Annotated in this window: 12 protein-coding genes; 8 read left to right on the top strand and 4 right to left on the bottom strand. The window is 39.3% G+C overall.

Translation table 11 applies throughout. The annotated features are described in order from the left end of the window. Positions 1-55: 55 nt before the first annotated feature. The gene (locus tag ACNR9Q_RS17405; RefSeq protein ID WP_419212493.1) at positions 56-760 is read right to left on the bottom strand and encodes an energy transducer TonB; all 705 of its coding nucleotides are present in this window, start codon (positions 758-760) and stop codon (positions 56-58) included. Positions 761-986: 226 nt separating this feature from the next. On the opposite strand from ACNR9Q_RS17405, the gene ACNR9Q_RS17400 reads away from it, so the two are divergent. Then, complete coding sequence (locus ACNR9Q_RS17400; RefSeq protein ID WP_419212492.1) at positions 987-1,991, top strand: App1 family protein; 1,005 nt, start codon at positions 987-989, stop codon at positions 1,989-1,991. Between the two features lies 1 nt (position 1,992). On the opposite strand, the gene ACNR9Q_RS17395 is transcribed toward ACNR9Q_RS17400, so the two are convergent. Genes ACNR9Q_RS17395 through ACNR9Q_RS17385 form a run of 3 tightly spaced genes read right to left on the bottom strand, consistent with a single transcriptional unit; the run spans position 1,993 to position 4,191 of the window. Beyond that, the gene (locus tag ACNR9Q_RS17395) at positions 1,993-2,565 is read right to left on the bottom strand and encodes an aminotransferase class IV (protein WP_419212491.1); all 573 of its coding nucleotides are present in this window, start codon (positions 2,563-2,565) and stop codon (positions 1,993-1,995) included. A 10-nt stretch (positions 2,566-2,575) separates the two neighbouring features. Further along, positions 2,576-3,550, bottom strand: coding sequence for an aminodeoxychorismate synthase component I (locus ACNR9Q_RS17390; RefSeq protein ID WP_419212490.1), 975 nt, complete (start codon positions 3,548-3,550; stop codon positions 2,576-2,578). A 26-nt stretch (positions 3,551-3,576) separates the two neighbouring features. Beyond that, a complete protein-coding gene (locus ACNR9Q_RS17385) occupies positions 3,577-4,191 on the bottom strand; it encodes a deoxynucleoside kinase (RefSeq protein WP_419212489.1) in 615 nt (204 codons plus the stop codon). 350 nt (positions 4,192-4,541) lie between these two features. On the opposite strand from ACNR9Q_RS17385, the gene metK reads away from it, so the two are divergent. From metK to ACNR9Q_RS17350, 7 genes are all read left to right on the top strand, one after another. Continuing rightward, positions 4,542-5,798: a methionine adenosyltransferase gene (gene metK / locus ACNR9Q_RS17380; RefSeq protein WP_419212488.1), complete on the top strand. Its 1,257-nt coding sequence runs from the start codon at positions 4,542-4,544 to the stop codon at positions 5,796-5,798. A 273-nt stretch (positions 5,799-6,071) separates the two neighbouring features. Continuing rightward, on the top strand, positions 6,072-6,332 hold the full coding sequence (locus ACNR9Q_RS17375) for a hypothetical protein (protein WP_419212487.1): 261 nt from the start codon (positions 6,072-6,074) through the stop codon (positions 6,330-6,332). 340 nt (positions 6,333-6,672) lie between these two features. Then, positions 6,673-8,613 carry a CocE/NonD family hydrolase gene (locus ACNR9Q_RS17370; protein WP_419212486.1) on the top strand — a complete coding sequence of 647 codons (1,941 nt, stop codon included), beginning with the start codon at positions 6,673-6,675 and terminating at the stop codon, positions 8,611-8,613. Positions 8,614-8,753: 140 nt separating this feature from the next. Further along, on the top strand, positions 8,754-10,169 hold the full coding sequence (locus ACNR9Q_RS17365; RefSeq protein WP_419212485.1) for a S41 family peptidase: 1,416 nt from the start codon (positions 8,754-8,756) through the stop codon (positions 10,167-10,169). Positions 10,170-10,445: 276 nt separating this feature from the next. After that, on the top strand, positions 10,446-12,065 hold the full coding sequence (locus tag ACNR9Q_RS17360; RefSeq protein WP_419212484.1) for a sulfatase: 1,620 nt from the start codon (positions 10,446-10,448) through the stop codon (positions 12,063-12,065). Between the two features lie 132 nt (positions 12,066-12,197). After that, positions 12,198-12,650, top strand: a complete 453-nt coding sequence (locus ACNR9Q_RS17355) for a hypothetical protein (protein ID WP_419212483.1) — start codon at positions 12,198-12,200, stop codon at positions 12,648-12,650. 183 nt (positions 12,651-12,833) lie between these two features. Further along, positions 12,834-13,370: a hypothetical protein gene (locus ACNR9Q_RS17350; protein ID WP_419212482.1), complete on the top strand. Its 537-nt coding sequence runs from the start codon at positions 12,834-12,836 to the stop codon at positions 13,368-13,370. Positions 13,371-13,445: the final 75 nt, after the last annotated feature.

Raw genomic sequence — 13,445 nt, 5'->3', positions numbered from 1 at the left:
AGATTATTGCGTTATATGTAAAACCATCAGCACAGCTGATGGTTTTTTATGCGGTCTATTGAAGTTTAAACGTAATGGGTATACTGAAAGGAACTTTGACGGCCGTTCCCCGTTGCTTTCCCGGGGTCATCTTAGGTAATTTAGAAAGGATCCTTTCGGCCTCTTTTTCCAGCAATTCGTGTGGACCTCTTTTTCTAATTGTTCCTATGCTTCCATCTTTATTGATAATGAATTGAGTGTTTACCCGTCCTTCGAGTCCTAATTCTTGAGCCATTTCTGGATATCGAAAATTTTTCTGGATATGTTTTTGCATCATTTCATTGAAACAGGCCCGTTTATCCTTTTCCTTCTCACATCCTGGGAAAATTGGCACTTCTTCAATGGTGATCCAATTCACTTCAACTTCATCGGGTTCTTCCATTACTTCTATATCGGCAGCCTCTAAGATTTCGGTCTCTTGAGTAGTTTCTGTCGCATCAATAGTAGTTTCTATTATAGGGTCCTCATCTTCCGCGATTTCGATTTCAGTTGGGATAATTGGCTTGGAAGCTGGAGGTGTTGTTTCTAATTCGAATATAGGTACTTCTTCATCAATGTTTTCATCAGTTTGATTTAGACTGATGTCAAACTCATAATTTACATCATAACTTTTCCATTCCAAAGCTACAAAGCTCAGGGTCAATACGAGTAGGAGTCCCACTACAAAGTAAAGGTTACTTTTACGGTTCAAATCTTTTTCAGGATTCTTTTTTAGTTCCATTTTTTTAAAGTTTAGACGTGTGTTTCACGAGTAGGGTTGTTAATTTTTTTGTTTGACTAAAGCTAGTCTGTGTATCCGTAATGTAAAATGGGAAATGAGCGAGAAGGTGCTTTGACTGAGCAAAACGGCAAGCTGTGGCAAAGGCAGTTAAAAATTAAACTGTTATCTTAGTTTTTATATCGAAATAAAAATTTAGTAGGTAGTCGAAACGCCGTAATTTTAGTGCATGGGAATCTTTAAAAAGGATAAGCTACAAATCATTAATTTTCAGTCCTATGGGTCTGCCAATCATTTGTACGTACGGGGTAGGGCTTTGGAGGATGAGGATATCGATTTGGATAAAAAAGGGATTTTCAATTTAATGCAGAATACCTGGAAACGTTTTGAAGTGGATGAAATACGTAATGCAGGAATCAATATTAAATTCGACGATGGAAGTTTTGTTTCCGGTCAAACCGATTCAGAGGGGTACTATTTGCTAGATCAACCGGTGCAAGGGCTGCATAAGTTAGTGAACGAAGAAGGCTGGGTGCAATTTGAGCTTTCTTTTTCGGACATGAATTTGAAACGGGAAATCTTACTTCAAAACCGATTCCCAGGAGAAATGCTGATACCGAGTGAAAAGGCCGAATTTGGGGTCATCAGTGATATTGACGATACCATTCTGCATACGGGGGTGGTCTCTTCCTTAAAGTGGAAAGTGATATTGAACACCATGTTCAAGCGCGCCACGAAGCGGATGCAATTGGAAGGTGCTTCGGACTTTTATCACAAATTACATCAAGGTAAAATGGAAGATGAAGCCAATCCTATTTTTTATGTAAGCCATAGTCCATGGAACCTTTACCGTTATCTAGAGTTGTTTTTAAAGACCAATAATTTTCCAAAAGGACCTATCTTATTAAGGAGTATGTCCAGTTTTAAAATGAGGAAGCGGAACGATGAAAAACCTCAGAAACAAAGAGAGATTAGGAATTTGTTGAAGGCCTATCCCAAACTGCCTTTTATCCTGATCGGTGACAGCGGGGAACGGGACGGCGATATTTACCAAGAAATTTCGGCGGAGTTCCCGGGGCGCATCAAAGCGATTTATTTGCGTAGCGTCAATGATTCGAGTAGAATGAAGAGAATTACCAATCTTTTTGCTGATTTCAAGGAAATTCCCTTTCTGATGGTCCACAAAACTTCTGAGGCCATTGAACATGCAAAACTGCATGGCTTCATTAAATAGTTTAGGGGAGAATGTTATCAATGGAGACCCAGCCTTGCGGATTATAATCGTTCATGGCATTGATTAGTTGAAAGCTAGTAAACTCGGGTAGATTGGTGTAATGAACATCTTCTTCTAAGATAGTTTGACTAGCTAACAGTCGTGTACGACATGTTCCTGGTAATAAAGGTTTAAGGGGAGTTACCATTTCTTCCCCTTTTCTGAACAGAATATTGGCGTAACTGGCATCGGTAATGAGTCCGTTTTTAACAATCAACACATCCTCACAATCTTTTTTTTGTTGGTACAAGGTGTTCAACTTTTCCCGATCCGTAAATTTTAAAGCGTAAGCGATAGTGTCGTCGAAGACTAATCGTAGTTTTTTTGGAAGGCTGTTTCGATACTCGGTAATCGTCCAGGAAGTTCCTGATGCGTTATAACTGATTTTTAGCTTGTGCTTTTGGCTAAGGTCAACGTCTGATAATTCTATCCCTTGAAAAAGAGAGAAGCTAGGAGGTTTACCAAAATATTCGAAATAGGAGTGTTGAAAGCGCAATTCGTGATACTGCGCATTTTGGATACGTCCTTGCTCCATACATAGGGTTTCAAACAACGGGTACATAAATCTTTTCTAAAAGTTCCTGATATTCTTCTTCCAAGGTACTTAAATGGGTAATACCTCCACCGCTTTTGTATACCAGGGTGTTTTTCTGTTTTTCAATAAAGCGGATACTGACTGCGCTATCGATATCCATGCCATCGAAAACGCCAAAAATTCCCGTATAAAAACCGCGGGGCGATAATTCCACCTCGCTAATGATGTCCAAGGTTTTCTTTTTGGGAGCCCCACTGATCGAACCGGCGGGTAGTGTTTTCAATAATAAGGAGGAAAAATCCTGTTTCCAGTTTTCTGGAAGCTTTCCCCGTATTTCTGTACTGGTTTGTAATAGTTCCTGTCCTCCTTTTTTAATGGTCTCTATGTACCGGAATTTGGTCACCGTCACTTCGTTGGCGATCATGGAGAGGTCGTTGCGGATGAGGTCCACTATGGTATGGTGTTCCTGAAGTTCTTTTTGGTTGGTCAACAGCTTTTCCCTAGCGTTGGGGATGGCACTGTTAATGGTTCCTTTCATGGGGTAGGAATAGACGTATCCCTCCTTGAATTTCAAGTAACATTCCGGAGAAAAAATGACGAATTTGTCCTTATATAATAGTTTATAGGGTGCCGATGCCTGCTGATAGATGGTTTCTAAATCTACCGAGGTTTCAAGGGGTGTTGGAAAGGTAAGATTAAGCAAAAAACTATTCCCGCTAAAAATTTCGTTTTTAACCTTACGGAAAGCTTTTTCATAGGTCTCTAAAGAAAGCGGTTTTGGTTTTAAGGCTATCGGTAAGGGTTCAGGGATTATTTTTTTAACGGTATTTTCATTCGTTATCCCCTTGATATCAAAAAAAATACGATTCGCCGCCGCCTCTTCAAAAGTGTACACCTGTGGGTCCGACTTTAAAAAGTCGATTACGAAAAAGAAGGGTTTTTTAGCTTGGAGAAAGCGAGTGACTTTTTCTTCAAAATCTTTCAATGAATACGTTTTTTGGGAAGTCCGTCCTAAAACAACCCGTTGATTTCCGCATCAATTTTGTTGATGATACTTCCTAAATCCTCCGGATTGTCCACAAAATCCAATTGGTCCACATCTACCACCAACAGGTTTCCTTTGGCATAGCCATGTACCCACGCTTCGTACCGTTCGTTCAATCGGCTCAAATAATCGATTGAAATGGTATTCTCATATTCGCGACCCCGTTTATGGATCTGTTTTACCAAATTTGGAATGGAACTTCGTAGATAGATCAACAAATCCGGGGGCTCCACCAGACTTTCCATCAGATCGAACAAGCTTGAGTAGTTTTGGAAATCACGATTGGTCATTAAGCCCATGGCGTGTAGGTTGGGTGCAAAAATATGGGCATCCTCATAAATTGTGCGATCCTGAATAATGTCTTTCCCACTTTCTTTGATCTGCAGGATTTGGCGGTACCTACTGTTCAGGAAATAGATCTGGAGGTTAAAGCTCCAACGCTCCATTTGATTGTAAAAATCATCGAGATATGGATTCTCCACTACATCCTCAAAATGCGCTTCCCAATTGTAATGTTTTGATAATAATCGTGTTAGGGTAGTTTTTCCTGCTCCAATATTTCCAGCTACGGCAATATGCATTTTGAATTTGTTTAATGGTTAGTTTCGTGAAATAATAACGCACAATATACAAAGTAAAATAGGCATTATGAAAAATACTGGCTGAAATACCAGTTTAAATAAGGGCTCATAAACTTATCCCAAAATCGATATAAAAACAGGATGTTGGTTTTAAAAACAAACAATTTTCATACTTTTGCAGCATTAATAAAGAGGAAGGATTTGACTGATTGCAACCTCAGGGCTTTGGACCAGTTTCACGGCTAAAAATGCTAAAGCAGTTTATTCCAATATTCAGTTGGAATCTCTTTCGAGACCTGTAAACTACCACTTGCTATTTCGTCAAATCCATTACCATAAAAACTATTGTAATGGCTTATTTATTTACATCAGAATCTGTTAGTGAAGGACACCCCGACAAAGTGGCCGACCAAATCAGTGATGCCCTATTGGACCATTTTTTGGCCTTTGACCCAGAAAGTAAGGTGGCTTGCGAAACATTGGTCACCACCGGCCAGGTAGTACTGGCAGGTGAGGTGAAAAGTGATACCTATTTGGACGTACAGAATATTGCCCGTGAGGTCATCAATAAAATTGGATATACCAAAGGGGAGTATCAGTTCAGTGGCGATTCTTGTGGTGTCATTTCATTGATCCATGAGCAATCGCAGGATATCAATCAAGGGGTGGATAGAGGTTCCAAAGAGGAGCAAGGAGCCGGAGATCAGGGAATGATGTTCGGGTATGCCACTAAGGAAACGGAGAACTACATGCCATTGGCTTTGGATATATCCCATAAGATATTGCATACATTGGCCGAAATGCGACGGGAAGGTACGGAAGTCAGTTATTTGCGCCCCGATGCTAAAGCGCAGGTGACGATTGAATATTCCGATGAAAACGTTCCCCAGCGGATCGATACTATTGTCGTTTCTACCCAACACGATGCCTTTGACAAGGACGATGAGAAAATGTTGTCCAAGATAAAATCCGATATTATTTCGATTCTGATACCCAAAGTAAAGTCGCAGTTACCGGCCACCACCCAGAAATTATTCGATGATCAGATTAAATACCATATTAATCCAACCGGAAAATTTGTGATTGGGGGTCCGCATGGCGATACCGGGTTGACCGGAAGAAAGATCATCGTGGATACCTACGGTGGTAAAGGTGCCCATGGCGGTGGTGCCTTTAGTGGAAAAGACCCGAGCAAGGTGGACCGTAGTGCCGCCTATGCTGCCCGGCACGCCGCAAAGAATTTGGTGGCCGCAGGAGTAGCCGATGAGCTCTTGGTACAGGTTAGTTATGCCATTGGGGTGGTAGAACCCACGTCAATTTTTGTAGATACTTATGGTACTTCAAAGGTAAATGCATCTGATGGGGAAATCGCAAAGAAAGTAGCCCAATTATTCGATATGCGCCCTTTTGCCATTGAGGAGCGGTTAAAGCTAAGAAATCCCATTTATTTGGAAACCGCAGCTTATGGCCACATGGGTAAGGAACCTAGAACGATTACTAAGGTGTTCGAATCTCCGTATAACGGTCGTGTAGAAAAGGAAGTGGAACTATTTACCTGGGAAAAATTGGATAGGGTTGCGGAAATTAAATCGGCATTCAATTTATAAAAAAAGATGTATTCGGTTTTACGGAATACCATGAAAGAAAGAGCTGCCGCAAGGCGGCTCTTTAGGTTTTGAATCGTTTTAAAGAGGACAAGTCCGGGAGTGTTAGGTTCACGTGAAAGTGCTATTGTGGTCAGTTCACCACAGGAAAAGAAGGTTACACCACAAATATTATATTGTAAGAAAAAGATTACATAATTTTGAATTGTGCTTAATGGGATAACCCAATTTTCAGGCACCTAAAAAATCGTGTATCCTCTAACCATCTAGTAGCCCATGAAAAATGATTTATCGCTCCGAAAATTCGTCTTGATCTTAGGTATTGGTACAATATTTTGTTCCTGTGCAAAGGAAACGGACCTGGTATCCGAATATTTGATTAGGGATTCCGAGCGACTGGAAAGCTCCACTTCCTCAAATGTAATGGAGCCTGGAGCAATTGGTGAAGAATTGATATCCATCAATGACTTTCCCGTTTGGGAAAACCATAAGGATGCTGAGGTACTAGCGTTCGCGAATGGACTGCAAACCTTTTAAAACAAATACTTAACCTACATTACCTATATGAATTTATACCAGTAAAATTCAGCCCAATGAAAAGCCTGCTTAATCAAAAACAAGAAGTTCAAGTGTACCGAAATTCTGTTCTCACCGGAATTTTTATGTTGACCAAAAGACTTTTTATGTTTTAACCACAAATTCCCCCAAATCTAAAAAGCGACTCACCTACGAGTCGCTTTTTTTATGAATACTCGTTAACCAGAGACTTATCGGGTTAAACCATCTGCAAATCTGCAACGCTAGTCCAACAGTTTCTTGCATCGTGTCGCTGCGCAAAGATGTTTTTCATTAGCTTTAAGACTTAAATTTTATAGCCATGCCAAAGTTGATGACCAAATTCCTATCCACCCTCCTTGTAGCGGTGACCTTATGTACTTCCTGTAAGAAAACAAAAGTGGTAGAGGGTGCCGAAGTATCGGAAACCTATGTTCAGGATCATTATACCAAAAAGGAAGTCGATATCCCTATGCGTGATGGAATCACCCTACATACAACCATTTATTCGCCTAAGGATACCTCAAAAAAGTATCCGGTCATCATGCAACGTACACCCTATAGTTCGCAACCTTATGGGGAAGGAAATTTCAAAAACCGGATTGCACCCAACGTACATATGATGAAAGACGGATATATCGTCGTCTACCAAGATGTGCGTGGCCGTTGGTTGAGCGAGGGCCATTATGAAAATATGCGCGCCTATATTCCCAATAAAACATCGAACAAGGATATCGATGAAAGCTCCGATACCTATGATACCATCGATTGGCTGGTCCATAATGTGGAAAATAACAACGGGAATGTAGGTATTTGGGGAATTTCCTATCCCGGGTTTTATTCCACCTATGCCACGGTAGATGCGCATCCCGCTTTAAAGGCGGCATCGCCCCAAGCGAGTATCGCCGATTTCTTTTTTGACGATTTTCACCATAACGGTGCCTATTTGTTGAGTTATTTTAGGGCGACTTCCTTATTTGGAACCCCACGGCCCAACAACGACCAGCCCGTGGATACGGCTTGGTACCAATTGCCGGAATTACCTACCGAAGACCAGTACCAGTTCTTTTTGGATGAAGGACCATTGAAAAATTTAGACCGTTTCTTCGAATACGAAACAGCGGATACGCCCCGAATGGCCGAGGAAGGTGTAACCGATGATTATTTCTGGAACGAGCTCAAGGAACATCCCAATTATGATGCACTTTGGCAGAGTAGGGGATTGATCCAGCATTTGAAGGACGTAAAACCGACGGTGGCCACCATGGTCGTTGCCGGGGAGTTCGATGCCGAGGATCTATACGGTCCCTTGGAAACCTATAAAACCATTGAGCAATACAACAAGGAAAATTACAACACTTTAGTTTTCGGCCCTTGGGACCACGGCGGGTGGGCCCGTAGCAAAGGCCAGAATATAGTGGGGAACTACTATTTTGGGGATTCCATCTCTGAATTTTTTCAGGAGAATATCGAAACCAAGTTCTTCAATCATTTCTTAAAGGGAAATGGCAATAAGAATAGCGGCTTGCCGGAAGCCTATGTCTTTGATTCCGGTAAAAAGGAATGGAAGACCTATGATGCATGGCCACCAAATGGTGTCGTAAAAAAGGATATGTTCCTATCTCCCGATCAGGAGCTAACGGCTGAACCCAAATCCGTAGAAGGGATTCAATTCATTAGTGACATTAAAAAACCGGTTCCGTATTCCGAGGATATCAAGACCGTGTTTACGCCACGGAAATACATGACCGATGACCAGCGTTTTGCCGCTCGCCGTAGTGATGTACTGGTTTTTGAAACTGACGTGATGCAGGAAGACTTGACCCTGGCCGGAGATATTCTTGCCAAGTTAAAAGTGGCTACTACCGGAACGGCAGCCGATTGGATCGTAAAGGTAATTGATGTACACCCGGCCGACGAACCGGCATACGAAGGCATGCAGGATCATTTGAAAATGAGCAATTACCACTTGATGGTGCGGAGTGAAGTCATGCGCGGTCGTTTTAGAAATAGCTTTGCCAACCCTGAACCCTTTGTACCCAACCAAAAGACGGAGGTCACCATAAAACTTCAGGACGTGTTCCATACCATTAAAAAGGGACACAAATTACAGGTGCAGGTACAAAGTACCTGGTTTCCGCTAATCGATTTAAATCCGCAAACCTATGTGGAAAATATCTTTGAAGCAGAGGAGTCCGACTTTCAAACCCAAACCCATACGGTGTTTACCGATTCGAGTATTGAATTTACGGTATTGGAATAGTACATAAAGTTAAATATACACTAGTGTTTATATCCTTTCGTCGGCAACAAGATAAGCATACGTTCACATTAATTTTATATAAGAAGTACAATTAAACAACACAAAAGCTTTCAATGAAAACAATTTCTAAACCATTACTCATGTTCACTGTTTTAGTATTGATAACCTTATCCTTAAGAGCTCAAGATTGTACTTGTGCAGAAACCTTTGAGCAGGTAGTTCAAGTTTATGAAAATGATTATGCCTTATTTAACATTAAGGTCAATGAGGCTAATAGAAAACTTTATGCTGCCAATAAAGAAGTTTTTAAGAAAAAAGCCGGTAATGTTTCAGAAATAAAAGAATGCCTTCCAGTACTTAAACAATGGCTCCAGTTCTTTAGAGATGGCCATAATAACATAAGTTTCATCGGCAGTAGTGCTATTATAGAAAACCGCAAAAGTATTGCAATTGATAAAAGCACTTTTCTCAAAGAAATAAACAGAATAAGGAAAAAGAAACAAAATAAGAAAAATGATCTTTTAGGCATATGGAAATATGGTGCTTACGAAGTGGGTATTATGCCAAAAAAAGATGCGCCTCAAAGCGAATTTATTGGCGTCATATTAAACAGTAAGAATAATGTTTGGAAGCCGGGAGATGTAAAATTCGAGCTCCGTCAGATTTATGGTAATGATTATGAGGTGGTTTACTATATGGACGATAATAGTGAAAAGAAATTGAAAGCCAAGTTTCAAAACCCTGAAAATTTAGAATTTGTTGATTATAATACTTGGGTAAAAGTTTGGCCTTCAAATCCTAATACGACCATAAATTCGCAGGAAACAGAACTTTATAGCGATTTCCATGTAAGAATGATAGATGGAAAAATACCATACATCCGTTTCCCTAATTTCTATGAAAAAGAACCCGCTTTTGTAGACAGCCTTCTAAGGTCACATCATCAAGAATTGGTTAATGCAGATTTTTTTATCGTTGACGTAAGAGATAACAATGGAGGGAACGATGTGGTTTATAAGCCCCTTTTTCCTTATATATTGTCTGGCCCTATTCAAACACCAAATTACGGCCTCTGGATCTCGAAAGGCAATATTGATATTTTTCTGGATGGCAGAAAGCCTGAAGAACTGGATGACGAGAGCAAAGAAGAATATGATTACCTCTCCTCTTTAGAAGGATCATTATTCTGGCCAGATGGAGATGAATATGCCAGTACTTCAATTCCCGATACACTTTTTGCTCCACATCAAAAAGTAGCAGTTCTAATGAATGAAAAAACCATTAGCTCAGGAGAAACTTTTGTCTATAGGACAAGGCAAAGCGAAAAGGTAATTCTCTATGGACAGAATACAGCTGGTATAATCGATGGGTTCAATGTACTTACAAAAACGATAAACTGTTTTGAACTTCGTTATCCTTCCTCTGTAAGAGCCAGGGATGTCGCTGAAAATCCCATAGACCCTTATGGTATGGCTCCAGATGTATATGTTGATAAAAACGTGGATGTTTTAAAATTCGCTATTGAACATATGTCGTTGTTAATCGATAAAAAATGAAAATGGAATAAGCCAGTTGCCAGTAACGGGTATATTTCATGGCGGCCGTATTTTCTAAAGGAAATTCCAGCTTGTTATATATCTTTCAGTTTCATAGGGAAGATTCTTGCGGATTTTCCCGCAACGTAATGATAGCCAATCACGTTAAGAAATTTTACAACAGGTTAATTTCCTTTGTCATCTCCGGAATTAAGAAACCTAAAGATGATTATCAAATGCGTTGATTTATGAAAAGTATAATTTCCTTACTTTTAGTACAACTCAACTCACCACAGAATGAAGTACATATCACATATCCTAGCACTGCTTTTATTTCTTGCACCGCTTAAAAGCCAAACCCAAGAAAAGAAGACCAAACGACCTAATATCATTTTCATCATGTCCGATGATCATGCTTATCAGGCGATAAGTGCTTATGGGAGCAAACTCATACAGACCCCTAATATAGACCGTATAGCTAAGGAGGGTATGTTGTTTACCAATGCCAGCGTCACCAATTCTATTTGTGCACCTTCACGGGCCACCATTCTTACCGGAAAACATACCCATATCAATGGAAAAATAGACAATCATTTTCCATTTGATACCACACAGGTAACCTTCCCCCAGATTTTTCAAGAAAACGGGTACAAAACAGCCATGTTCGGCAAGCTCCATTTTGGAAACAATCCAAAAGGGGTAGATGAATTTATGATCTTACCGGGGCAGGGCAATTATATTAATCCCAATTTTATCGTAACCAATGGCGATACCATTACCAAACAGGGCTATGTGACCGATATTATTACCGATGTATCTTTGGATTGGCTAAAGAAGGAAGCGGCAGCCGATGAACCCTTTATGATGATGTACTTGCATAAAGCACCCCATCGTCCATGGTGGCCCCGGGCAGATAAGTTCAAGGAATTTACCAAGAAAACCTTCCCGGAGCCAGAGACCCTTTTCGATGATTATCAAAACAGGGGTACTGCGGCCAAAACTGCTGAGATGAATATATTTCAGCATATGATGTACAGTCACGATAGTAAAATTAGACCAGAGACCTTGGCGAAAATGGAAGGCAAGGTGCAGCCCGAAATTGAAGAGTTCCCTAACAGCTTTTACGGTCCGTACAATAGGGCCACCCCAGAACAGAAAGCGGAATATGACCCCGTGCTGGATTCTATCAACGACTTTTTCTATGAAAATTGGCCAAAAATGACCGATACCGAAAAAATGAAATGGAAGTACCAGCGGTACATGCAGGATTATTTGGGCAGCATATCTTCGGTAGATGATAATGTGGGCCGGTTATTGGACTATTTGGAGGAAAGCGGATTGGCCGAAAATACCATTGTCATCTATACCTCGGATCAAGGCTTTTATTTGGGGGAACACGGTTGGTTCGATAAACGGTTTATTTATGATGAATCCTTTAAAACCCCTTTGTTGGTGCGCTGGCCGGGGGTCGTAAAACCTGGAAGCGTGGAAAATGAAATGGTCCAGAATTTGGATTATGCCCAAACCATGCTGGAAGCCGCAGGAATTGATCCTCCGGCCGATATGCAAGGCGAGAGCTTACTTCCTTTGTTGAAAGAGGAAAAAGGAGATTGGACCAGGGATGCCGTGTATTACCAGTACTATGAATATCCAGCGGTACATATGGTCAAACGTCATTATGGCTTGGTGAACAAGGAATATAAGTTGGTGCATTTCTATTATGATGTCGATGAATGGGAATTGTACGACCGACTAAAGGACCCCAATGAAATGAACAATGTGTACAATGACCCCGCGTATGCTACGATAGTGGAGGAATTAACACGGCAACTCAAAGACTTACGCACCTATTATAAAGATTCCCCAGAGCAAGATCAGCGATTTATCGAGTTGTATCGGGAAAATGGAAAGCTTTAAAACTTAAATCAGCTCAATATCTACTGAACTTAGAGTTGAGTTTTGGATTTTGAGGAATCGAATATCTAAGTAGGATATAGTTAATAATTAAATACAATTGTTGGCAGCCAGAAAATACATAAATTAGAGTATATGAGAGACATTGTATTAATACTTGCGATATTTTATGGATCTACAATGTTAGCATGTGAATGTAGTTTTATCGACGTAAGAAAAAATTACAAGAAAGCCGATGTTGTATTCTATGGTGAAGTGATTGATATCATGGATAAATCAATTGAAGGTTGGGAAGACACTTTATATTCTATGAATGACTCGTTTTTAAAATTTGGGGGTAGTTTTCCTATGTTTAAAGTAATAAAGATAAATAAAGGAAAGAAAAAGAGACATTTTGAAGAAAATAAAATTTTAATACACCAAGACTGGAGCACGTGTGATATATCTTTTAAAGTTGGTCAGACTTTTCTAATTCTCGCATATCTTGACTCTGAAGGTAATCTTAAAACAAGTATGTGCAGTGGTTCAAGTAGTTTTAAGATACAGGATTATGAGAAGAATATAGAAAGTTATTTAAAGAAGAGTTAATTATAGTACGCCAATAAAAAAGTTTACATAAAACAAAATATATTGCAAATAGAGTAATCAATGTTTTTCCCAAATGCTGTCGTGTATTTGTAAATTTGTCACATGTTTCGATTTAATATCAACTAAAAAATTAAAAAGAGTAAAAACAAAGCATTGGTTTTTAGTGGTTGAATGAATCGAAAAATGAAATTAAACTTCGAAAAAAACAAAAGAGAATTAAGTCTCGTTGAAAAAGTACATTACCATAAGATTTCACTGGTAGTTTTTACTATTCCTTTCATTTATCTAGTAAGTGAATTATCAAATCAAAAGTTTACTAACGGATTTGAAGTCTCTCATAAAATTAGCTTCATTTTAATTTTAATTTCATTTTTAATTATTTGGAAAAAAAATAAGGACCTAAAACTGGACACTTTTCATACTCCATTGAATAAAAATGAATTAAATCGCGAAATTGAAAAACTTGCAAATGAATTTAATTGGAAAACTATTTCTTCATTAGAAAACCAATATGAATTTAAAATCAATGTTTCTTCTTTTCGCTCATCCAACCTATTAAATTTTGGTAAAGAATCTAAAAGATATATAGATGTTATTATAGTAGCTCATGTCGGTAAATTTCAATTGAATTTAATTTTAAATATTGATAATACTGAAATAATTGAACCGTTAGGAGAGATAAATCAATGGGAAAAAATTATTGTGAATAGACTAAAATAATCAAGAATCAATAATGTATAGGAATTAAAGTCGATGTAGCGTTGAATATAATGTTTCTAGCATGTTTCAACTTTT

The sequence above is a fragment of the Maribacter sp. X9 genome, from assembly GCF_048537565.1.
In the GTDB taxonomy this organism is placed as follows: Bacteria; Bacteroidota; Bacteroidia; order Flavobacteriales; family Flavobacteriaceae; genus Maribacter.
Note: the sequence above shows the minus strand (reverse complement) of the source record. Positions and strands in the feature narration are given on the sequence as shown.

What these genes read in the sequence shown, in the direction of transcription:
- ACNR9Q_RS17405 (WP_419212493.1), bottom strand. Translation starts at nt 760, where the DNA reads ATGGAACTAAAAAAGAATCCTGAAAAAGATTTGAACCGTAAAAGTAAC.
- ACNR9Q_RS17400 (WP_419212492.1), top strand. Translation starts at nt 987, where the DNA reads ATGGGAATCTTTAAAAAGGATAAGCTACAAATCATTAATTTTCAGTCC.
- ACNR9Q_RS17395 (WP_419212491.1), bottom strand. Translation starts at nt 2,565, where the DNA reads ATGGAGCAAGGACGTATCCAAAATGCGCAGTATCACGAATTGCGCTTT.
- ACNR9Q_RS17385 (WP_419212489.1), bottom strand. Translation starts at nt 4,191, where the DNA reads ATGCATATTGCCGTAGCTGGAAATATTGGAGCAGGAAAAACTACCCTA.
- metK (WP_419212488.1), top strand. Translation starts at nt 4,542, where the DNA reads ATGGCTTATTTATTTACATCAGAATCTGTTAGTGAAGGACACCCCGAC.
- ACNR9Q_RS17375 (WP_419212487.1), top strand. Translation starts at nt 6,072, where the DNA reads ATGAAAAATGATTTATCGCTCCGAAAATTCGTCTTGATCTTAGGTATT.
- ACNR9Q_RS17370 (WP_419212486.1), top strand. Translation starts at nt 6,673, where the DNA reads ATGCCAAAGTTGATGACCAAATTCCTATCCACCCTCCTTGTAGCGGTG.
- ACNR9Q_RS17365 (WP_419212485.1), top strand. Translation starts at nt 8,754, where the DNA reads ATGTTCACTGTTTTAGTATTGATAACCTTATCCTTAAGAGCTCAAGAT.
- ACNR9Q_RS17360 (WP_419212484.1), top strand. Translation starts at nt 10,446, where the DNA reads ATGAAGTACATATCACATATCCTAGCACTGCTTTTATTTCTTGCACCG.
- ACNR9Q_RS17355 (WP_419212483.1), top strand. Translation starts at nt 12,198, where the DNA reads ATGAGAGACATTGTATTAATACTTGCGATATTTTATGGATCTACAATG.
- ACNR9Q_RS17350 (WP_419212482.1), top strand. Translation starts at nt 12,834, where the DNA reads ATGAAATTAAACTTCGAAAAAAACAAAAGAGAATTAAGTCTCGTTGAA.